General features: G+C 45.0%; 19 protein-coding genes. 12 read left to right on the top strand and 7 right to left on the bottom strand.

Annotated elements, in window-relative coordinates:
• Together JGK14_RS27340 and JGK14_RS27335 are read left to right on the top strand one after the other, a co-directional pair.
• Window positions 1-816: RNA-guided endonuclease InsQ/TnpB family protein (locus JGK14_RS27340; protein ID WP_325315708.1), on the top strand; the 816-nt coding region annotated here is incomplete at its 5' end.
• Between the two features lie 279 nt (window positions 817-1,095).
• A complete protein-coding gene (locus tag JGK14_RS27335; protein ID WP_293193037.1) occupies window positions 1,096-3,555 on the top strand; it encodes a CBS domain-containing protein in 2,460 nt (819 codons plus the stop codon).
• A gap of 203 nt (window positions 3,556-3,758) precedes the next feature.
• Here the strand turns inward: JGK14_RS27335 and JGK14_RS27330 are convergent, their stop codons facing one another.
• Window positions 3,759-6,137 carry a GumC family protein gene (locus JGK14_RS27330; RefSeq protein WP_293195969.1) on the bottom strand — a complete coding sequence of 793 codons (2,379 nt, stop codon included), beginning with the start codon at window positions 6,135-6,137 and terminating at the stop codon, window positions 3,759-3,761.
• A gap of 315 nt (window positions 6,138-6,452) precedes the next feature.
• Window positions 6,453-6,599, bottom strand: a complete 147-nt coding sequence (locus JGK14_RS27325) for a hypothetical protein (protein WP_293175215.1) — start codon at window positions 6,597-6,599, stop codon at window positions 6,453-6,455.
• 514 nt (window positions 6,600-7,113) lie between these two features.
• Between JGK14_RS27325 and JGK14_RS27320 the strand changes: the two genes are divergently transcribed.
• Complete coding sequence (locus tag JGK14_RS27320) at window positions 7,114-7,236, top strand: hypothetical protein (protein WP_293203463.1); 123 nt, start codon at window positions 7,114-7,116, stop codon at window positions 7,234-7,236.
• Window positions 7,237-7,361: 125 nt separating this feature from the next.
• Here the strand turns inward: JGK14_RS27320 and JGK14_RS27315 are convergent, their stop codons facing one another.
• From JGK14_RS27315 to JGK14_RS27305, 3 genes are all read right to left on the bottom strand, one after another.
• Window positions 7,362-8,789 (bottom strand): MFS transporter, encoded by a 1,428-nt coding sequence (locus JGK14_RS27315; RefSeq protein WP_293175217.1) that lies wholly within the window; start codon window positions 8,787-8,789, stop codon window positions 7,362-7,364.
• Between the two features lie 535 nt (window positions 8,790-9,324).
• The gene (locus JGK14_RS27310) at window positions 9,325-9,876 is read right to left on the bottom strand and encodes a hypothetical protein (RefSeq protein WP_293142754.1); all 552 of its coding nucleotides are present in this window, start codon (window positions 9,874-9,876) and stop codon (window positions 9,325-9,327) included.
• A gap of 119 nt (window positions 9,877-9,995) precedes the next feature.
• A complete protein-coding gene (locus JGK14_RS27305; RefSeq protein WP_293175219.1) occupies window positions 9,996-10,673 on the bottom strand; it encodes an ATP-dependent Zn protease in 678 nt (225 codons plus the stop codon).
• Window positions 10,674-10,978: 305 nt separating this feature from the next.
• Here JGK14_RS27305 and rseP point away from each other — a divergent pair, with 305 nt between their 5' ends.
• The 4 genes from rseP (at window position 10,979) to rpsN (ending at window position 14,517) form a co-directional block, all read left to right on the top strand.
• A complete protein-coding gene (gene rseP / locus JGK14_RS27300) occupies window positions 10,979-12,079 on the top strand; it encodes an RIP metalloprotease RseP (protein WP_325315707.1) in 1,101 nt (366 codons plus the stop codon).
• 275 nt (window positions 12,080-12,354) lie between these two features.
• Entirely contained in the window at window positions 12,355-13,113 is a 759-nt protein-coding gene (locus tag JGK14_RS27295) for a Uma2 family endonuclease (protein WP_293175223.1), read from the top strand.
• Between the two features lie 166 nt (window positions 13,114-13,279).
• Window positions 13,280-13,924 (top strand): endonuclease III, encoded by a 645-nt coding sequence (gene nth / locus JGK14_RS27290; RefSeq protein WP_293175225.1) that lies wholly within the window; start codon window positions 13,280-13,282, stop codon window positions 13,922-13,924.
• 290 nt (window positions 13,925-14,214) lie between these two features.
• Window positions 14,215-14,517, top strand: a complete 303-nt coding sequence (gene rpsN, locus JGK14_RS27285) for a 30S ribosomal protein S14 (protein ID WP_265235916.1) — start codon at window positions 14,215-14,217, stop codon at window positions 14,515-14,517.
• A gap of 257 nt (window positions 14,518-14,774) precedes the next feature.
• On the opposite strand, the gene JGK14_RS27280 is transcribed toward rpsN, so the two are convergent.
• Entirely contained in the window at window positions 14,775-15,104 is a 330-nt protein-coding gene (locus tag JGK14_RS27280) for a hypothetical protein (protein ID WP_293142731.1), read from the bottom strand.
• Window positions 15,105-15,169: 65 nt separating this feature from the next.
• Here JGK14_RS27280 and aat point away from each other — a divergent pair, with 65 nt between their 5' ends.
• The 4 genes from aat to JGK14_RS27260 all read left to right on the top strand — a co-directional run bounded on the left by aat (window position 15,170) and on the right by JGK14_RS27260 (window position 20,880).
• On the top strand, window positions 15,170-15,748 hold the full coding sequence (gene aat, locus JGK14_RS27275) for a leucyl/phenylalanyl-tRNA--protein transferase (protein WP_293175240.1): 579 nt from the start codon (window positions 15,170-15,172) through the stop codon (window positions 15,746-15,748).
• A gap of 104 nt (window positions 15,749-15,852) precedes the next feature.
• Window positions 15,853-16,596 carry a Uma2 family endonuclease gene (locus JGK14_RS27270; protein ID WP_293175227.1) on the top strand — a complete coding sequence of 248 codons (744 nt, stop codon included), beginning with the start codon at window positions 15,853-15,855 and terminating at the stop codon, window positions 16,594-16,596.
• 554 nt (window positions 16,597-17,150) lie between these two features.
• Entirely contained in the window at window positions 17,151-19,751 is a 2,601-nt protein-coding gene (leuS, locus tag JGK14_RS27265; protein WP_325315706.1) for a leucine--tRNA ligase, read from the top strand.
• A 232-nt stretch (window positions 19,752-19,983) separates the two neighbouring features.
• On the top strand, window positions 19,984-20,880 hold the full coding sequence (locus tag JGK14_RS27260) for an alpha/beta hydrolase (protein WP_293206243.1): 897 nt from the start codon (window positions 19,984-19,986) through the stop codon (window positions 20,878-20,880).
• A 61-nt stretch (window positions 20,881-20,941) separates the two neighbouring features.
• On the opposite strand, the gene JGK14_RS27255 is transcribed toward JGK14_RS27260, so the two are convergent.
• On the bottom strand, window positions 20,942-21,769 hold the full coding sequence (locus JGK14_RS27255; RefSeq protein WP_293206241.1) for an SAM hydrolase/SAM-dependent halogenase family protein: 828 nt from the start codon (window positions 21,767-21,769) through the stop codon (window positions 20,942-20,944).
• An 18-nt stretch (window positions 21,770-21,787) separates the two neighbouring features.
• Between JGK14_RS27255 and JGK14_RS27250 the strand changes: the two genes are divergently transcribed.
• Window positions 21,788-22,636 carry a DUF3598 family protein gene (locus JGK14_RS27250; protein ID WP_293206239.1) on the top strand — a complete coding sequence of 283 codons (849 nt, stop codon included), beginning with the start codon at window positions 21,788-21,790 and terminating at the stop codon, window positions 22,634-22,636.
• The last annotated feature ends 143 nt before the right edge of the window (window positions 22,637-22,779 follow it).

The raw sequence follows: 22,779 nt of genomic DNA, 5'->3' as shown, positions 1-22,779 counted from the left end.
ATTTGCCAGAAGATAACTCAATATGCTTTCGACAATCTTGGTGATTCCTTCTCCTTATTTTTCTCAAAAAAAGCTGGATATCCCAAATTCAAGAAAAAGGGTCATCATGATTCTTTCACGATAGATGCAGGTGGTAAACCAATCCCGGTAGGTGGTACGTCCATAAAGCTACCAACAATCGGTTGGGTAAAAACCTACGAAGGATTGCCTCACACTACCTGTAAGTCAATCACTATTTCACGTACCGCCGACAGTTGGTTTATTGCTTTTGCCTACGAACAGGAGCATGAACCAACTGTAAAGCAATACGATGTCGTGGGTGTTGACCTAGGAGTTAAAGAGTTGGCAACCCTTTCGACGGGAGTTGTTTTCCCTAACCCAAAGCATTACAAAACGCATCTCAGTAAGTTGCGTAGACTGTCAAAGGAATTATCGAGAAAGACGAAAGGCTCTAGCAATAGATTTAAGGCGAAACAAAGGTTAGCAAAACATCATGCTAAAGTAGCGAATCTCAGAAAAAATACTCTCCATCAAATTACTACTTACTTAGGCAAAAACCACGCAACGATAGTAGTAGAAGATTTAAATGTTTCTGGGTTACTGTCTAATCACAAGCTAGCTCAAGTCATCGCGGATTGTGGATTCTATGAATTCAAACGTCAACTGGAATACAAAGCTAAAAAGTTTGGCTGTGAAGTAATCATTGCTGATCGCTGGTTTCCTTCGAGTAAAACTTGTTCAAACTGCGGACATATTCAAGATATGCCACGGGCAGAAAGGACTTACAACTGTGGAAATTGCGGGCTTTCATCGTGAAAGCTTACCGAGGGATAACCGCTCCCATGCTCCCGATGAAGTAAGAAGCAAATGTCTAGACTTGTCTAGGATTTGTATAGCAGCAAGTCTATTATTTAAAATTCAACCACAGGCGAGGTGTTTGGGCCCTTACCTAAGGCTTTGCCCAATTGTTATACCATTTTCACAAAATAATGCAACTCTAGGGAAGCTCCAAACCGTTATGTAATAAGCTATTCCCAATCGAAAATCAAAAATCGAAAATGGTATTACCCGTCCTCCGATCACCTGCAATTAACTATGCCCTTTTATCACCCGCCCTTTTACTCCTCAGCCTTAGAACAAGCGATCGACCGCTACCCCCTAACTGCCGGGCCAGAAACTTCCTTAGCAGTGGCGATCGCCCTGATGAGTCAGTTGCAAAACAGTTGTCCCCTAGTCAAAGGGCCTTTACCCTCAGACAAGGGGGCGATGACCGAATCATCACCGCCGGACAAGGTGCGGGCCCGCTGCGTCCTCGTCGTGCAGAACCAGCAGACTATCACCACAGGCAACTTATCCGAAAACCCCAGTCGCGGGCTGTTAATCGGCATATTAACCCCCGCCGACTTAGTGAGGCTGATTGCTTCTGGCAAAATAAACAGCCTGCAAAAAGTAGCCCTCCACAAAATACCAATTGCCGAAGTCATGTCCCCCGTGTCGGTTTCCCTCACAGAATCCGACGATCAAGACGTGTTTACCGCTTTATCGTTATTTCGCCAGCACCGAATTCGCTATTTGCCTATTGTCAATCAATTCCGGCACTTGGTAGGAGTGCTGACGCGGGAAAGAATTCGCCAAGTATTGCAACCTTCCAACATTCTCAAATTGCGGCGGGTAGCAGAATTGATGACTACGCCAATTACAGCGCCCCACACCGCCTCGCTGCTGAGCATCAGCGAACTGATGTCCGAGCATCAAGTCAGTTGCGTAGTCATTACCAAAAACAAAGAATTAACAATGGAGAAGCCCAAAGAGGACTCTACCTCCGTTTTTCACTATTCCTTTCACCAACCTTTGGGAATTGTTACCGAATACGACATCGTGCAAGCACAGTATCTCGAACTAAATTTCGAGCAAACTCCAGCTCAAAAAGTCATGAGAACTCCCCTGCAATTTCTGGAACCTTCCGATTCCCTGTGGACGGCGCACAAACAAATGCAGCAGCAACAAGTGCAGCGGTTGGTCGTGTGCGGCGGGCGGGGAGAACTGCTGGGAATTATTACTCAAACCAGCTTGCTCAGAGTTCTCGATCCGACCGAAATGTACCGAGTTGTCAAACAGTTGCAGCAGTCGGTTTATCAACTGCAATCGGAAAAATTGGAACTGCTGCAAAGCCGCAATGCTAAATTGGAACAGCAGGTGCGCGAACGGACTGCCAAACTCCACGAACAGGTGCAGCGCGATCGGCTGTTAACTCAAATTTCCTTCCGGATTCACCAATCCTTAAACCTCGAAGAAATTCTCAACGCCAGCGTCGATGAAGTCCGGCAAGTTTTGCAAGCCGACAGAGTAGCGATCGTGCGTTGGGAGTCGAGCAATTTTGGCATTTTTGTGGCAGAATCCGTTGCCCCCAAGTGGTCTTCTATCTTGGGAGAAATCATGCCAGACAATATTTGGCAGGAAGCTGCATTTGCGATCGAACAGGAGATCTATGCCGTCTCAGACATCGACAAAGCTAGTTTGAGTGCCGAAAAATATGCGCGGTTGCAGCAAGCGCAAATCAAATCTTATTTAATTGTACCAATTTTGCAAGACGGCAATTTGTGGGGGATGATGTGGGTTCATCAGTGTTCCAAATCCCGGAAGTGGCAGGCTTCGGAATTGGATTTGCTGCTGCAACTGGCAACTCAAATCGCGATCGCCATTCAGCAAGCCCAACTCTACCAGCAAGTACAAAATCTCAATGCCGACCTCGAACGCCAAGTCCAAGAACGCACCACCCAATTGCAACAAAAAGTGCAGGAACTCCAGCATTTAAACGTTCTAAAAGATGAATTTCTCAGCACGGTTTCTCACGAATTGCGGACGCCTTTATCTAATATGAAAATGGCTATTCATATGCTGAGAATTTCTCCCACCCCAGACCGACGCCAGATTTATTTAGAAATTTTAGAAACAGAATGTACTAGAGAAACCGATTTGATTAATGCTTTGCTCGATTTGCAGCGGCTCGAAGCAGCAACTTGTCCGATTGACCTCGAACCAGTAAACTTAGATGTGTGGCTGCCTACGATTATCGACCCGTTTTACACGCGAGCCCAGAACCGCCACCAGCATTTGCGAGTAGAGTGCGATCGCCACCTCCCCACGATCAGTTCCAACCGCGCTAGTTTGGGACGGATTTTAGCAGAACTCCTCAACAATGCCTGCAAGTATACTGCCAATGAGGGCGAAATCTCTTTGAAAGTTGAGTGCAAAAAGGGAGACGGGGAAAAAGCAGAAAGCGGGAAAAATTCCGCACAAGCAAGTGTTAGGGCTTCGGAAATTCAATTTACATTCAGCAATCAATCTTCCATTGCGATCGAAGAATTGCCTCGAATTTTCGATAAATTTTATCGAGTTCCCAATGCCGATCCCTGGAAACAAGGAGGTACAGGTTTGGGTTTAGCTTTGGTTCAAAAACTTGTGGAACAGTTACAGGGAAAAATTGAGGTTGAAAGCAGCAAGGGCTGGACTAATTTTACTGTCACATTTCCCACCAAGCCAGATGCGAATTAGTCCGCTACCAGCCGATTTTAGATTTGAGATTGACTTGCAGCGCAGAGAATCTGGGAACTTGAACAGGAGTGTAAAATTTTGGGGTGGGTCATCTTTTTTACTCTTATACCAACGGTCAACTGTCAACTGTCAACTGTCAACTGTCAACTGTCAACTGTCAACTGTCAACTGTCAACTGTCAACTGTCAACTGTCAACTGAATCTCATTCTTTTTTGGGAGCTAGTTTGTGGATGCCTGACGGTACTGGTGCCAAATTCAAATATTCATGTTTATCTTCCACAAGTGATGATGATTTAGATATTTGATACTTCTTGCCTTTGGTAGGATTATTAGCCACGGTGCCCAAGCAGGGTATGCCAAAATTTTCTAATTGACTGAAAACTGTTTTGACTACAGAAGACTTCACCTGGCGAACTGATACAACCATCAGTATTCCATCTGTGCGCGCTGCTAAAAAATTCGTATCTTTACTGTCAACCAGCGGTGGCGTATCATAGATAACTAAGTCAAATGTTGCGTGCAGTTCTTCCATTAAATACTGCATTTGAGATGAGGCAAGCCGTCTGGCAGTACCGGGGACAGGAATACCGGCTGTTAATACAAACAGATTATCTGCTAGGTGCGATCGCTGGATAATTTCATCCGGTTCATTTTTATTTTCGAGCAAGTTGCTCAATCCATTGACATTAGGCAGTTCCAACAGCCTATGCAGGCTGGGTGAATGCAAGTTCGCGTCTACCAACAGCACTCGCTGACCCGCCAGCGCTGCCACGTGGGCTAGATTTAAAGCAACGGTAGATTTGCCTTCGCCAACTGTAGCCGAACCAACTACCAAAGAGCTAATCGTTCGATTTGAAGAAAGAAAGCGGATATTAGTATAAAGAGAGTCAAAAGCTTCTATAAATTCCGAAGCATTTTTATGATTCCCCTGTTTGCCTTCAAGATAAGCATAGGCATTAGCAATAGAAGGCGGAAATTTTTTAGCATTTTTGTCACGAGGAATTACTCCCAATAAAGGCGCATCAAACGCATCTTTAATGTCATCAGCACAGTAGAAAACATTGCGGATTTTTTCAATAAGAATAGCCGCTCCCAGACCGAACACGAGTCCTCCAAAAATTCCCATCACAAAGTTGTTTGTACTTTTCGATGCAACTGGAATAAATTTGCCTGATTTGATATCTTTGGGTATCTGGGGTTGAGAAATAATTTCCCAAGGTATTTGGCTTTGGGCTGCTTGGACGCGCAGAGTTTCCCGCTGAGTTAAAAGTTGCTGGCGGCTGGTGGAGGCTATGTCTAATTGCTGTTGCAGTTCGTTGTAGCGACGAGCTACAATCGGAAAATCTCTTAATTTTCGGGTCAACTCTTCTTTACTTTGGGCGATCGCCTGACTGCGAGCTTCTAAGACTTGAACTTGGTTCGCAGTATCCACCAATTGTTTGATCAAGCCTATGCGAATCGAGTTTTGAAAATTCTGAACTTTAGAATTGGCTTGAGAGCCTACCAAATTTTGCCCCAAAATGCGATCGGTTTGCTTGTTGAGCAAAGCTACTAAATTTGCCCGCTTGCGCTCTAAAGCTTCTACTATAGGGTTAGCAGATTTAAAACGAGCTGTTTCTACAGCAATCTGACCTTCTACTTCCTTAACCTTGGTCAGCAACTCTTTATATTGAGGTTCTTCACTTAAAGCTGAAGCCGCAATAGCTTCATTTGGTGTAAAATCTAATTGTTTTTGCAAGTTAGCGTACAGCATTCTCTGTTCCTGGAGTAGCCTTTGAGTTTCTAACTCTAAAGTTTCCATAGCGCGAACTTGCACGATCAATTGCGCGCCTTGTTCTTTAGGATCGGTAATTTTTTGCTGCTGCTGTATCATCTGTAACTCAGACTTCAGGTCATTTACGCGCTTGTTGAGTGCCGGAAGCTGGTTTTCAATAAAATTAACACCTTGACCAATGCGAGTCTTGCGTTCGTCAAGGCTGTACTTTAAATATTTCTTTTTAGTTTCTTCTAAAACGAACTGAACTAAGTCAGGCTCTTGCCCGAGGAAACGAACTTCCAAAATTTTAGTTTGCGTCAACTCATTTTCTCCGAGGCGCAACACGAGTAATCCTTTTTTAAGAAGTTCCTCGGTCATTTTTGGATATTTTTGTTGGACTTGTTTGGTAATAGCCGACAGCATCTGAGGACTCTGGAGAATTTGAAGCTGAGTTGGATAGTCCAAACTAAAAAATTCTCGATTAGGCACTCCACCCCCCTCACCGCGATTGGCGAGGGCAGATGCGTCGGTAAGTCTTGCCTCCGTTGTCACGGGTTCCACCAGTATCCGAAAATCGCCTTGATATGTTTTCTTGCCTCCCTTGACCTTATAATAAACTGCACCGCCTGCTAGGGCTACAATCGCAATGATGACTAGGGCTTGTCGTTGAAAAGTCCTGAACAAGGGCTTTAGATTCAATCCTTTCTGGGGTGCCCCGCTTAACTCTTCTCCCTCGTCAACGGGAAATTGCTGCACCTGTCTGCTCTGGTTGCTAATTGGTACGATATGAGCGTCATGTTCTTTTTCCATGTTGACCTCTTTCATATTGTTTTGGTAAAATCAGCTTGGTTCTGCGAGCCTTCTGGTTGATACTTTCACCCTTGACTTCAGGATATCACAGGAGATTCTGGGTTGGTTGGTTCTATTTCCTGCCAATAGTTCTCACTACTTTCACATAATATACAAAAATAACTAAATTCATATCTTGTGCCGGCTGCAAATGTTGTTTTACTAACTCAAGAGAGAGTTGTCTCCGACTGTATTTCTGGCGGCTGTGTTCTGCTTGTATTCCTGGTTTATCGGTGACTCTACCAAGTTTTTCTGGTATCCCTGACCTTCACCGCAGCTCGCGCCATAACTTTACCAAAATTTTACAATTTTACGCCACACGCGGGGGGCCGATCGCCCTGGTATTGCCTTGTCATCTCTGCCATTTTTGAGATCGCCACCAATAGCAGCACTACCTGTTAACTTACCCACGAACCGATCGGCTAAAAAGTTTTGCATTTTATACGTAGATATAATTAACACCATTGGGCCTATTTGTGGAACGACAACTAATCCAATCAATTTCCGACAAAAATCTGTCTTTATCTTTTAATTGTCAACTTTTTTAAGATCTGGATTGCTTTTTAAGTTTATATAATTAAACTGCGCTAACATTATATCACCCACGGATCTATATAATGGGCAAACGACATAAAAATTAATATTTTGTTAATACAAAGTCGATCGACATTTGGAAAAACTCAAGGCTTCTGGGTTTTGCTACCGGGCGGATGGCGCTGGGCGATGTGATGTTTTGTCGCTGAAACATGGGGTTTCTGGGCTTTTCCACTCTTGCTAAAACCATCGCTATGATTCGCCATCCTACTATGAGAGCTATATCAATATTAGCCGGAAACCCGCAACGGGGTGTTTTTTGGGATTAACCGATGAAAGAGGTTTATAACACGTTCTTCATTCAGTTGACAGTTGACTTGGGACAGCACTTGACAAAGGAAGGAAGAGGATTGGATTAATGAATAGTCGGATTTTAATTTCTCCATACAAGGGTTCCGGCTTTCAACCAATTCTTTCGGGTAAGAGGATACAAATAGTTGGCAAGCAATCCGATAATTGTTCTGGAATCTCAGCCGTATGAGCTTTTGACAAGTGTTATTTTGTGATACTCATTAGACTTGGATTGCATAAATATTCCCTTGATACAACAACCGCTCATTAACGCTGATTAGAGAGCGCACAAATGCAATTAAAGTCTATTGAATATTACAGATTATGTGCTTTCTTTTCTCGAAGTTTCAACAAAATCTCTGCGTGAACTTCGCGGGTAATCGGATAGAAATATGTAAGAATCATGCCGCAGATTAAAGCAATTGTGGGCAGTGGCCCGATCGCAACTCGAATCGCGAACAGGGCAGAATCGGGCTGTACAGGCGCAGCCTGTCCCTGAACAGTAGCGAGAAATCCAGCTTGTTCTAATGCTTGACCTACCAACCACAAGCCGATCGCCAAACCAATTTTTTGCAGCAACACCATAAACGAATAGAACACGCCTTCGCGTCTTTCGCCTGTTTGGAGTTCGTCGAGTTCAATCACATCCGGTATCATCGACCAAGGTACAAGATAAGCAGTAGAAACTCCCACACCAGCCATAACTGCTAACAGGTACATCTGGACGACTTGTCCGGGTTGTAGGAAAAACAGTCCGGCTTGGGCGATAATCCACAAACTCATGCCCATAAAATAAACAGCTTTTTTGCCATAGCGTTCGCTAACTCTACTCCAAACAAATAACATGGCGAGTGCGGTGCCTTGAACTGCGATCGCAGTTTGGGTAAAAGTTGCTGGCGGCAGATTCATCCAGTTGATGACAAAGTAAGGCAAAATCGAAGCAGTTAATTGCACTCCCAGCCAAGAACAGAGATAAATTCCAATTACGTACAAAAAAGGGCGATTGTTAAATGCAATCCGCAACTGTTCTCCTATCGGCAAAGAGGTTGAATTGTCTTCTACGGGATTGTCTTGCAATTGAGAGAGGACGTGTTTTCGGGTTCCGAAAAAGCACCAGTACAAAGGCAATACTGAAATTACTGTACAGATGGCGCCTAATATTAAGTATTTTTGGGTGTCATCTTTAACTAAGGCAAAGATAATTTGCGCGATAATTAATGACAAAATGCTGCCGCCGATCGAGAAAGTAAACCGGAAACTGTTAAGGCTAGTGCGTTCGTTGTAGTCTTGGGTTAATTCTGGGGTGAGGGCGGTGTAAGGCAGGTTGACGGCGGTGTAGGCTGTGTTAAACAATATGCCGATCGCCACATAGTACCAAAACAATATCGTAGGATCTTTGCTGGGAACAATCCACTGCAAAAAGAAGAAGATGCCGAAAGGAATTGCGCCGTAAACCATCCAAGGATAGCGGCGGCCCCAGGGGTGAGAGGTGCGATCGCTCAAAACCCCCACAATCGGGTCATTTACAGCATCCCAAACCTTGCCGATCAGCAAAATGTTGCTAGCAGTCCCCGCAGCCAAACCCGCCACGTTGGTAAAGAAAAACAGCAGGAAAAACACCAGCACATTCGCAGTAATTGCGGGGCCGAGGTCTCCCGCGCCGTATGCTAACTTTGTGGAGAAACTGAGTTTTTTGGTTTCTGGGTTGTCGGCGGCCCTTTCAGGGGGGGAAGTGTTGGTCATAAACTTTTGTTTCGGGATTTTTGGGCGATGATTTCGGGATTTTTGGGCGATCGCAGTCTTTCCAATAGGAGTATAACTCGCGTTAAGCTGTAATACTAAGTTTTTTTTTGCGATCGGGACTTTTCTGAAGATTTCGTAATTGGTAATTGGTAATTGGTAATTGAATAGTAGAGGCAGGTTTTACCAACAATCTTTAATTCCCACCAACAATCGAACTAAACCCGCCCGCACCAAGCGACAGAAATTCGATCGCACATTTGAATGATTTGTGATTGGCAATTGAGAATTTGCCATTGATAATTGGACTTATGCACCTATAGCAATCCTTGAGTCCTGGACGCAACTGGAACTTTTATGGAACTATTTTTTGGGTCACTTGTTGCGTTTGAGCGCTTAAAGATAAGAGCGCCCAAGCGCAACTACGTACCTTGATTTAATGTGACAGTGGCATCTAGGAATGACCTGGTTGAAAGTAATAAGTTGAAATCTTTGAATGTTGTGAATTATTCAATTGAAAATTCTAAATCTAAAATTACTAGGTTAGCAATCTAGATTTGACGGTAATGGCTCCCACACACCATAAAATAGCGTTAACCATCTCCGAACGCTGGATGTCCTCTTCAGCTAAAAAACTGGCAAACTCTTCATCAATATTCAGGTGGTCTGCAAAAGCATAAAGCACGCGTTTGTAATTTGTGGGCATGGGTGTTAATGTGACTTTTACTAAATTTAACAGCGCGTTCAAACAGTTAAGCATAATCCCTGATTCGTCAATATCTTCTGCATCGAGCAAGTACAGGGTTTCTGCAATGTCGCAAATAGCGTCTATTTGTGTGGGTGGTGTTCCCAGTTCGCTGACATCGATATCGCACAGTTTGAGAGCATTAATCGCTAGTTGTGGACGGGTAAAAAATACAAGTTGACCGCCAGCTACTAAAGGCGGTTCTTCTTCTCCACAGACAATGAGAGTATACAGATTAGGTACTTCGGTGTCGGGGTCGATGCGGAAACCTAACAGCCGCAGCAATTTTTCTTGATTGGGGTTGGCTGTTTGCAGTTTGGTTGCGAAAAGTTTTGATTGTGACATGATTTTTTAATTGCGATAAAATTAATGCTATTAAACCAGATTTCTAGGCAAAATCCGGGCTTGAGTGAGACACCTACAAATAAACTGGGTTCAAGAAGCCAGAGTGCACAAGTTGTGTGCTACAAATTTTGTTGGATGATGTCGCAGCATTCAGCGACGGTTGCTCTTTTTTCCATGGCTGCGACTAGGGCTTGGTAAGCGGATTGATGGCTTTCGATTAGGGTTTTTGCTCGCAGCGAGCCCCAGTTTTGTTTGAGTTGAATTTCGGAAACGGGACGGCGTAGTTGTGTTAAAATTGCGCTGATTTTTGTACGGTCTTCTGCTCCTCCTATGGCGTTGCCGTAAACAACTTTTTCGGCGACTATTCCGGCCATCCAGACGGTGCAGTATTGGTCTAAAAGTTGGACGGAAAGAGTGCCGTTTTCGAGTTGAGATGCTAGTTGTTGGTCTGCAAATCGGACGCCGCCTTGGGCTGTTTGACCTTGTTTGAATGCTTCAAGAGCGTTGAGGGCGTAGCTGGTTACGGGAATTCCCAACAGGTGGGCGACGAGGAAGTGTCCTGCTTCGTGGTGGAGGATACGATCGCGCTTTTCTTTAGAACTTCCCCCCAGCAAATCTACTAATATTGTACCGCCTTGACCTTGCCACTGGAAACTGTCGAGGGTGGCTAGCCCCAACAGGCAAAAGGTGGCGATCGCAGGTACGGCCTCTGGTAGGTTGAATAGGGGGCCCAATATTATCGAAACGGTGATGGCGAAGATAGAAATAGCGATAATATTCAAAGAAGTGTCTTTCATTATTGGGAATTGGTAATGGGGAATTGGTAATGGGGAATTGGTAATGGGGAATTGGTTATTTGTGATTAGACCAACAACTAGCAACTAACAACTGACTACGGACTAATGTTTAGTTTCGTAGTGTATATCGCACATTTGACCAAAATCTACACAAGCCAGATCGCGAGGGCCCGCGCGATCTGGCCCGGACGTTAGCTTAAAATGCCATCTTCCAGTTTGACTGAAAATTGTCGATCCCAAGCCGCCTACATTAAAAAGATATTAAAATAAATCAAAGTCAAGTAAAAGTGTTAGTGGAATCCTTCATGTCAGTTTTGGCAGCGATCGCAGTTTTAGGTATCTTGATTGTCGTTCACGAACTCGGCCACTTCCTGGCGGCGAGACTTCAACACATTCACGTCAACCGCTTCTCCATCGGTTTCGGGCCCATTTTGTGGAAGTACCAAGGCCCGGAAACTGAATATGCCCTCCGCGCCTTTCCCCTGGGAGGTTTCGTGGGTTTCCCGGATGACGATCCAGACAGCACTATTCCCCCCAATGACCCGAATTTGCTGCGGAACCGCCCTGTGATCGATCGGGCGATCGTCATTAGTGCAGGAGTAATTGCCAACTTAATTTTTGCTTACTTCCTGCTGGTGGTGCAATTAACCACGGTTGGCGCTGCATCTATGAACTACCTACCGGGAGTTAAAGTCCCGGAAGTCGCTGCGGAAGTTAGTTCGGCGGCCTTCCAAGCGGGAATTCGATCGGGCGACATTGTTCTGTCCGTTGATGGCAAGGAATTGGGCGCGAACCGCGAATCAATCAAATCTTTAGTCTCAGCCATCCAAGATCATCCCAATCAACCCCTGGCCCTAGAAATTCAGCGCGAAGAACAAAAATTTGTGGTGACAGTTACTCCCGAATTGTCCTCCGACGGTAAAGGTAAGATTGGCGTGCAGCTAACTTCTAACGGTACCGTCGTGCGGGAACGGGCAGGAATTGTAGAGGCATTTAGCAAGGCTGCAACTGAGTTTGAGCGAATTGTAGTGCTGACGTTTCAAGGTTTCGGGCAGTTACTTAGCAATTTCAGTCAGACTGCTGAAAAGTTGTCCGGGCCTGTGGCAATTGTAGCCATTGGTGCAGGAATTGCGCGATCGGATGCTGCGAATTTGTTTCAGTTTGCGGTATTAATTAGTATAAATTTGGCTGTGATTAATATCTTGCCTTTGCCTGCTTTAGATGGCGGTCAGCTAGCTTTTCTATTAATAGAAGGACTGCGGGGCAAGCCTCTGCCAAACCGCATTCAAGAAAATGTGATGCAGACTGGTTTGGTGCTGTTGTTGGGTTTGGGAATTTTCTTGATTGTTCGCGATACTGCTAATTTGGCAGGCTTTGATTTGATGCGAACTCTCCGACAACAGTAGTCAGTTGGTAGTTGTCAATTGGCAGTTGACAGTTGACAGTTGACAGTTGTTCGTTGTCAGCAGTCATAGTGCTGTCCCCGCTCGCGAACAGCAGTCAGCAGCCATTAGTTATTACATAGCTGATGACTGCTGACTAATATACAGCCTTTCTCAAAAAAGTGAGGTATGCCCGCTAATCTTATGCCCTATGCCCCATGCCCTATGCCCCATGCCCATGCGTACCTCATCTTTCTGAGAAAGGCTATAAATTAACCAGTAAAATTGGAGAAATAGCAATGGTCACACAACTGCAATCTCCCGAAAAAGCAAAGATTATCTATCCAGATGATAACGGCGAACCAATGTCAGATAATACCGAACAGTTTAGATTGATCGTGTGGATCAAAGAAAATTTAGAACTGTTATTTGCCAGCATGGCTGATGTTTTTGTAGCGGGAAACTTACTGTGGTATCCAGTAGAAGGAAATAACAAGATTTCTCAAGCGCCAGATGCGATGGTAGTCTTCGGAAGACCGAAAGGTTATCGAGGCTCCTACCAACAATGGCATGAAGAGAACATTGTGCCGCAAGTGGCGTTTGAAATTTGGTCGCCGGGAAATCGGCTGACTCCGATGCTCCAAAAACTGAGATTTTACGAACAGTACGGCGTAGAAGAATATTATCTGTACGATCCGGCGAATGTGGATTTAACTATATGGCAGCGCCGAGAGGAACGGTTAGAACCAATCGAAGAAGTAAACGGCTGGGTAAGTCCAAGAATGGGAGTGCGGTTTCAACTATCAGAAACTGAACTACAAATATTCAGCCCTGATGGAACACCGTTTGTGAGTTTTGTGGAACTCGCTCAACTTCGAGAACAAGCAGAATTAAGGGCCGAACAAGAACGGCAAAGGGCTGAACAAGAACGGCAAAGGGCCGAACAAGAACGGCAAAGGGCCGAACAGGCAGAAGTTTTGCTGGAGCAAGAACGATCGCGCTCGCAAGCTTTAGAAGCTCGGCTCCGAGACATGGGAATTGACCTCAATCAGTTGTAAATGACTAAGATTAAATTGGGAGTATCTCAGTTTTGATTTTATAGTGCTGTCCCCGCTCGCGATCGCGACTCGCGAGCGGGGACAGCACTGTATAATTCCGATGTCACCGGCAAGAATATAACTAATGACTGATGACTGATGACCAATGACTGATGACCAATGACTGATGACTAAAAAGTTAAGTTTAAAACAAAAATCGCTCGAAATTCTGATTCGCCTCAAACGGCTGTATCCAGAAGCCCCTTGCACTCTCAACTACGAAACTCCCGTGCAGTTGATGGTGGCGACGATTCTGGCGGCTCAGTGTACGGATGAGCGCGTAAATCTGGTAACGCCGGCTTTGTTTGAGCGTTTCCCGGATGCGGAGGCTTTGGCAAATGCTGATTTGGATGAATTGGAGCGTCTGGTGCGATCGACTGGTTTTTACCGGAATAAGTCTAAAAATATTAAAGCTGCTTGTTGGGCGATCGTCAATAAATTCAACAATCAAGTGCCGCAGCAAATGGAACTGCTGCTAGAATTGCCCGGAGTTGCCCGCAAAACCGCTAATGTCGTCCTCGCCCACGCTTTTGATATTCATCAGGGCGTGACGGTAGACACTCACGTCAAGCGTTTGAGTCAGCGGTTGGGATTGACTGAACACGCCGATCCAATTCGGATCGAGCGGGATTTGATGCTATTGTTGCCGCAGCCGGATTGGGAAAATTGGTCAATTCGGTTGGTGTATCACGGTCGAGCAGTTTGTAATGCGAGAAAGCCGATTTGCCATATTTGTGAACTTGCAGATTTGTGCCCTTCTGCTAATAGTTAGATTTTCTACTAATGTGAGGAACAGGCAAGATGCCTGTTCCACAAAAAATCTTAAATAATTGTGGTACTAATGTGAGGAACAGGCAAGATGCCTGTTGCACAAAAAAGCTTAAATAATTGTGGAAAAGGCATCTTGCCTGTTGCAAAAAAGCTTAAATAATTGTGGAAAAGGCATCTTACCTGTTGCAAAAATCTTGTCAACAAAAAAAGTAATTAAAATAAAAATGATCTAAAACCACCAAAATACAGTAAAATAGTAGATTGTGATTTATCTAAGGATATCAACAGATTATGGCTAAAAAGAGCATGGTCGAGCGCGAGAAAAAGCGCCAAAGACTCGTAGACAAGTACGCTGACAAGCGCGAAGACCTGAAAGATCAGTTCGACCAAGCAGCGAACCAGATGGACAAAATGGCGATTCACCGCCAACTGCAACAGCTACCCCGCGGCAGTTCGCGGACTCGCTTGCGGAACCGCTGCTGGGCTACAGGTCGCCCCAGGGGTTACTACCGCGATTTCGGACTGTCTCGGAACATGATGCGAGAAATGGCTCACGAAGGTCTTTTGCCCGGTGTTGTGAAGTCTAGCTGGTAGAAGTCAGTTGACAGTTGACAGTTGACAGTTGACAGTTAATATTTGTTAGTTGTCATTAGTCTGAAGGAAGAAGGAAAAAGGAAGAAGGAAGAAGGAAAAAAACTTATAAATAATCTGCAAGATTATGTTTGGGGTTTATTTTTGTTTCAGATTTCAGCTCAAACTTCCTTCTTGCTTTGTCCTTCTTGCTTCTTCCTACTTCTTCCTTTAGACATCCGTTACATCGGTTACAAAATCCGTTGCCGAACCTTCTTGCTTCATTGGCCGCAGCATTTATCGATACCGAGACTTTCGAGTAATAAGTCGCTGACGGCATTGGCGATCGCAAATTCGCCGTAAAAGCTTTTAGAAAAATCATAGGCCTGCATTTCGGTGACGATCGCAATTACGAGGCTGCCCAAATCGTTTTCGCCTTCCATGCGCTGGCGGAGGTAGATTTGGGCTGCTCTTTTAGCTATTTGCTGGTTGGCTGCTTCTGGGATAAACTCGGAGTCTAGCCATGCCAGCAGCGTTTCTTGGAGCCATTGGCCTTCTTGCTCGGGGTTTTGGGCGGGCGGCAAGGTAATAGGTTGGATGGTTTCAGACATGATTATTCGTAATTGCTAATGTTGACTTTGAAAAGTTAGCGGCAAACATGACAACTGATAAATTTATGCAATATGATATACCGTCAATTATACAGGGATACGCGCAAGGCTACTTCTTGATGGCGAATGACGGCGAGGAGAGTTTGGGGTGGTATTCGAGCCGCCAGCGGGCGCTGATACCCCTGGATGAGAGATTTACCTATCCGCGATCGCTCCGCCGGGCATTGAATCAAGAACGGTTTTCGGTGGCTGTAAACCGCGATTTTGGGGCGGTGGTTGAGGGTTGTGCCGATCGAGAAACGACGTGGATTTCTAAGGAACTCAAGCAGATTTACTGGGGATTGTATGAGGCTGGTTGGGCGTACAGCTTCGAGACTTGGTGCGGCGACGAATTGGCGGGCGGTATTTTGGGATTGTCTATAGGTGGCGCGTTTATCGGGGAATCGATGTTTTACCGGATTCCCGAGGGTTCTAAGGTGGCGATGGTGAAGTTGGTGGAGAGATTGCGCGATCGATCTTATCTACTATTCGACGCTCAAATGAACAATCCCCACTTGGAAAGATTCGGAGCTTATACTGTTAAGGAAAAACTCTATAACACGATTTTACAACAAGCCTTAAAGCGCCGCTGCTCCCTCTTTTGAATCTTCTATCTTGAGGAACTTAGGCTTTGGCTAATTCCTCACCCGATATCCCTGCTTCCAACAATAGTATAATTAAGCTGAGATACTTCTCGGAGACAACCACAATGCAAGTCACAACCGAAGAAATTATTTATCCATCCAGCGACGGTCAACCAATGGCAGAAAGTACAATTCAATACAAATTAATTGTCACAATCAAAGAAGGTTGCGAATCGCTGTTTGAAGATGACCCCAACGTGTTTGTAGCAGCAGATTTACTCTGGTATCCGGTTGAAGGTAGACCAGATATTTCTCAAGCACCAGATACGATGGTGATATTTGGCCGACCAAAAGGCGATCGACTTTCCTACATACAATCTCGCGAAGACAATATTGCTCCCCAAGTCGTCTTTGAGATTCGCTCCCACAACGACAGCCAAACTAAAATGAATAAAAAATTTTCATTTTACCAGCGTTATGGAGTTGACGAGTATTACGTTTACGATCCGCAAACAAATGAGCTGGAAGGTTGGCAAAGACTTGAAGGAATCTTAGAACCAATTGAACCAATGGAGGGATGGACAAGTCCCAGACTGGGAGTGCGATTTGAGTTGCCAGAAGAAGGTTTGGAAATCTATCGCCCTGATGGAGAAAGATTTCTTTCCTATTCCGAAATAAATGCACAGCGGCTATTAGAGCGACGGCGCGCAGAACAAGAATTTCAGCGTGCCGAACAAGAATCTGAGCGTGCCGAACAAGAATTTCAGCGTGCCGAACAAGAAGCTCTCAAGGCTCAACAAGCAGCTCAAAGGTCTCAACTTTTAGCTGCAAAACTGCGGGAATTGAACATCGATCCTGATAGCATCTAAGCAGGAATAAATGCTAACAAAGCAGATTTATCAAATAAATCTGCTTTCTGGCAATTGCAGTTATTTATGCTTTTAGGAATTACCAGAAAGAATTGGTTTAAAGCCTCTACTTTTTAAGGATAAATTAAAAGAAGACTATTAATTACTCCAATCCTCTTCCTTCTTTTGTCAACTGTCAACAGTCAACAGTCAACTGAATAAAGCATTTCTGACTAAAGAAGCCGGGTTTTTTGGGGTTTTATCGACTGTAACCAAGTATTCTCGTAAAAACCCGGTTTCTGAACACCCATTTCCGACCCAAGAAACCGGGTTTTTTGGGGTTTTATCGACTGTAACCAAGTATTCTCGTAAAAACCCGGTTTCTGACCACCCGTACATAAGTCTGATTCTTTTAACCTAGAAATCGCCCCCAACTCAAAATTCATATACTACAATATATAATACAGATATTAGAGCCAAAATCCTTGGGGGTGCAAAAGAATCCTAATCGCGGCCCCATGAATGTGCAAAAATACTGAAGCCAACTTTATTAAACTCTGCACGGAGCAATTACTGTGGACTCCAGATACAACCCCCAATCCATAGAAGAAAAATGGCAACAGACATGGGCTGAGCAAAACTTAGACCAAATGCCAGAAGATACCGAAAAGCCTAAATTTTATGCCTTATCCATGTTTCCCTACCCGTCGGGAAGCCTGCACATGGGGCACGTCCGCAACTACACAATCATCGATGTAATTGCCAGACTCAAGCGGATGCAAGGCTATCGCGTACTCAATCCCATGGGATGGGACGCTTTTGGTTTGCCGGCAGAAAATGCGGCCATCGAGCGCGGAATTCCCCCCGCAGAATGGACATATCAAAACATTTCCCAGATGAAAGGCTTGTTTCGCCGCCTGGGTATTTCTTTCGACTGGACAAAAGAAGTTACAACCTGTTCTCCCGATTATTATCGGTGGACTCAGTGGCTGTTTTTGCAATTTTTAGAAGCAGGATTAGCATATCAGAAAGAAGCCGCAGTTAATTGGGATCCGATCGACCAAACCGTCTTAGCCAACGAACAAGTAGACAACGAAGGTCGTTCCTGGCGTTCCGGTGCCAAAGTCGAGCGCAAATTATTACGGCAATGGTTCCTCAAAATTACCGATTACGCCGAACAGTTATTAAACGACTTAGATAAATTGCCAGATTGGCCCGAAAGAGTCAAATTAATGCAAGCCAACTGGATTGGTAAATCTGTCGGCGCTTACTTAGAATTTCCCATTGTCGGCATGGATGAAAAAGTCGCCGTTTTTACCACTCGTCCCGATACAATTTATGGCGTGAGTTATGTTGTTTTAGCGCCGGAACATCCGTTAACTCAGCTAGTGACCACGGCAGACCAAAAAGCCGCTGTTGATACGTTCATCAAAGAAGTTGCATTGCAAAGTGAAATGGATCGCACGGCTGATGACAAACCAAAGCGCGGTATCCCCACAGGCGGCAAAGTAATCAACCCTTTCAACGATGAAGAAATTCCGATTTGGATTGCGGATTACGTGTTGTACGAATACGGCACCGGCGCAGTCATGGGAGTACCCGCCCACGACACGCGAGATTTCAAGTTTGCCAATCAATATGAACTACCGATTAAAGTAGTAATTGTGGATGATGATGAAGTTCCGCTGACGGAAGCTTACACCGAACCAGGAATTATGATTAATTCCGAAAGCTTCAACGGGATGGATTCAATTAAAGGCAAAGCCGCCATTATTCAAGCTGCCGTAAATTCAGGTTGTGGCAAAGCGCGAGTGCAATATCGCTTGAGAGATTGGTTGATTTCTAGACAGCGTTATTGGGGCGCTCCGATTCCGGTAATTCACTGTCCCACCTGCGGAACAGTGCCTGTCCCACAATCGGATTTACCCGTATTGTTGCCGGAAAATGTACAATTTACTGGCAAAGGTTCGCCCTTGGCAAAGATGCCGGAATGGGTAAACGTTCCTTGTCCGAGTTGTGGCACTCCGGCGCAGCGCGAAATGGATACGATGGATACTTTTATGGATTCATCGTGGTATTTTTTGCGCTATCCTGATGCTCAAAATCAAGCGCAAGTCTTCGATTCTGCGAAGACGAATGATTGGATGCCTGTTGACCAATATGTCGGCGGCATCGAGCACGCAATCCTGCATTTGCTGTATTCGCGGTTCTTTACGAAGGTTTTGCGCGATCGGGGTTTGATTGATTGCGACGAACCATTTAAACGCTTGTTAACTCAAGGAATGGTGCAAGCCAAAGCATACAAAAATCCTGTGACTGGCAAATATGTTTCCGCATCAGATGTAGACCCCGAAAATCCTAAAGATCCGCAAACTGGTGAAGTTTTGGAAGTCTTCTATGAGAAGATGTCCAAATCTAAATACAACGGTGTTGACCCCTTGGAAGTTATGGGGAAATATGGGGTTGATACGGCGCGGATGTTTATTTTATTCAAGGCGCCACCGGAGAAGGATTTGGAGTGGGATGACGCTGATGTGGAAGGACAATTCCGCTTTTTAAATCGGGTTTGGCGCGTGGTGACAGAGTTTGCTTCACCCCCCCCAGCCCCCCCTTGCCAAGGGGGGGAGAAAGATAATTTACCCTCTGCTATTCCTTCCCAAGGGGGGGAGAAAGAGTTGCTAAGTAAAGCTGAAAAGGATTTGCGGCGGGCGATTCACACGGCAATTAAGGAAGTGCGAGAAGATTTGGAGGGCGAGTATCAGTTTAATACTGCTGTTTCCGAAATGATGAAGTTGAACAATGCGCTGGCTGATGCTAAATGTAAGGATTCGCCCGTTTATGCCGAGGGAATTAACACTTTAATTTTGCTGTTAGCGCCTTTTTCGCCGCACATTGCTGATGAATTGTGGCATTTGATTGGTAACAGCGAATCAGTACATTTGCAAACTTGGCCTGTTGCAGATCCATCTGCTTTAGTTACTGATGAAATTACGCTGGTAATTCAAGTTATGGGTAAGACGCGCGGCACTATTCAAGTGCCTTCGGGTGCGGATAAAGCTGCTTTGGAAAATTACGCCCGCGAGTCGGATTTGGCGAAGCGCCACCTGGAGGGTAAGGAGATTAAAAAGGTAATTGTGGTTCCTGGAAAGTTGGTTAATTTCGTTGTAGCTGGATAAAGATGAGAAACCCGGTTTTTGAACTCAACGGGTTTCTGATACTTGCAGTAAATGGTTCGTAGTCAGGACTTTAGTCCTTCTTTCGCTCAGTAAATGGTTCGATCGTTCGGACTTTATTCCTTCTTTCGCGCGGACTGAAGTCCTCACTACGAACCGACTTTATTGTGGTGCTTCAAGGGAGATAATAGTTGTTTTTAGTGCTATTGAATCACCGATCGCTAATTGTACCGCCATGAGCAAATTACCAAAGAAATACAGATATTTTCATAAATGGATATTATTTTTGGTGAAGTTTTGGACGATCGCCTACATCCTCTGTTGCATAATATTGTTTAGCCTGCAAACTCGTCTCATCTTTGACCCAACACCTACAATCCAAAAAACACCGGATGCCTTTAAAATCCCCTACGAAGAGGTTTGGTTGCCAGTTAACGGGCGATCGCCCAAAACCGCAAAAACAGATAAAATTCACGGTTGGTGGCTGCCAACCGACAATCCACAGCCACTAGGAACCCTATTGTACCTGCACGGCAAGGGCTTTAACATCGGTACGAATATCAATCAATCTTACCGCTTTCGGGAATTGGGTTTTTCTGTATTGCTGATGGATTATCGGGGTTACGGGCGCAGTCAAGGCAGTTTTCCCAGCGAAGCGCGGATATATGAAGATGCGGAAACAGCTTATAATTATTTAGTCAAACAGCGGCAATTGTCGCCTAGCGAAATCTTTTTGTACGGCCATTCACTCGGAGGTGCTGTTGCTGTAGAATTAGCAGTTACACATCCTAAAGTTGCGGGCTTAATTGTTCAAAGTTCTTTCACTTCCATGCTGGATATGGTAGAACGCCAAAGTTTGATGCGGCTGTTTCCGGTGCGGCTGCTGCTGACGCAAAAGTTTGATTCTTTAGCTAAGCTTAAATTGCTTAAAATTCCGGTTTTGTTCGCCCACGGAAGTGCCGATCCTTTGATTCCGGCGGCGATGAGTGAAAAGTTGTATGCTGCTGCTGGTGAACCCAAGCAAATTTTGCTGGTTCCTAATGCTAAGCATAATAATGGAGATGCTTTTTTTAACAGCAGCGAATACCGCAAAACTATTGTTGATTTTGCCAAAAAATCTAAAATTAGATGAATAAATAGGTTCGTAGTAAGGACTTTAGTCCTGTCTGCTTTGATGCGGACTAAAGTCCTCACTACGAACCTGATAATATTATTTCTATTTTATCTCCAACTTCTAGCTGTAAAACGGATTGAGCGCTGCCGCCGTTAACGGCAATTTCTAGCCAACCGTCAGAACCAATTATGGCTATTAAATCACCAGGCTTGCTGTCGCTGTACGTCTTACCGCTGGGGATGCGAATTAGATCGCAACTATTGCTAATTATCACTGACCAATTGTTACCTATAATGCAATTATTGGGGATATTGGTAATGAGATTGCCGAAGCGATCGACATATTGAACGCAACCTGTCGCACCTGTGGCTGTAACGGCGCAATTTGGTATCTCTAGCTGCACTAAACTTGCAGCGCTTACCGCCCTTCCCAACTCTTCCAACGGCACCCCATTCGCCAAATGAGCGCCCGCTGTTGCAAAAATATCGCGACCGTGAAACGTGCTGCTGGGTTGATTTGTACGCCAGTATTTGGGGTTGGTGAGTTCGACAGATGCGATCCTCTTCGAGGGCTTCGCTAACGCACTTTCGCGACTCAACACCCCACTAAACAATCCGTTATCCGGCCCGACAAGGAAGCAACTACCACATTTCACCGCCACCGCGCGTCTCTTGCTACCCACACCCGGATCGACGACAGCAACGTGTACCGTTTCCGGCGGAAAATAAGCAAAAGCAGCCATCAAACAAAACCTCGCCGCCGCAATATTTTGAGAGGGTATTTGGTGCGTAATGTCAATCACTTGTAACTGCGGGTTGATTTGGGCGATCGCACCTTTCATCACTCCCACATAAACATCGCTCAATCCAAAATCCGTCAGCAGAGTTATAATTCTATTTTTAGACATATATCCAAAGGTAAGAATATGGTAGCGCAGTGGGAAAACTTTCTGCAAAACTTAGGAGAATGGCACGGTTCCTTCACTCAGCTATCAACGCGGGGAGAGATACTTCAAGATACTCCCAGCATTATTTCTCTCGAAGGACTCAACGATAACAAAACTGTGCGGTTGAAACTGCGCCGTTTCTCTCCCAATCCTAGCGGTGTCGGCGAACCGGAAGTCAGCGAACTGGTTCGAGAATATCAGAGTTTGGGACGAGATATCCTGTTTTTTGAGAATGGAAATTTTTGTCAGGGAACTATTCAACTAGCGCCTTATTCTGAGTCGGGTGCCGAGTTTGGTTTTATCTACAATTATCGCCGGTTGCGCTTCGTTCAGCTCTACAATACCGACGGCAATTTATCCCAACTTACCTTAATTCGCGAAAAGCAGCCCGATAAAAATGTCCCCGAACGTCCGCCTTTAACTGTTGGGGATTTGCTGGGAGAATGGGAGGGCGAGGCTGTGACGATGTATCCAGACTGGCGTTCACCCGATCGTTATTCTACCAAACTGCAATTGGATTTGCAAAATGGCGATCGGCTCATGCAAAAAATTACTTTTGGCAGTAATCCTAACCTTATCAGTTCTAGCGGCAGCATAGATGGTTCTGTGATTAATTTTAACGAAGGTGTAACACCCGTGCAGGTTTTACTGCTTCCCGATGGAGGTTCTTGCACTTGTCCGGTGAAAGTTGAATCCAGAAAATCTATATTTTTTGAGGCCGGTTGGTTGGTAGAACCTGACTTGCGGTTTCGGATGATTCGCAGTTACAATGATAAGGGTGAATGGGTAAGTTTGACTTTAGTTACTGAACGCAAAGTTAGTCATTAATTCCGTAGGGTCTGGTTAACCAACAATCTTTGATTCCCACAGACAATCTACAAAAACCCGCCTAACCAAACCAGTAAATTCTGATTGCATAAAAGGTTGATTCGGTATCTGGGATGGGTGGGGGCGGGTTTTTTAATTCCGCG

The sequence above is a fragment of the Microcoleus sp. PH2017_28_MFU_U_A genome, from assembly GCF_020738035.1.
Taxonomy (GTDB): Bacteria; Cyanobacteriota; Cyanobacteriia; order Cyanobacteriales; family Microcoleaceae; genus Microcoleus.
Note: the sequence above shows the minus strand (reverse complement) of the source record. Positions and strands in the feature narration are given on the sequence as shown.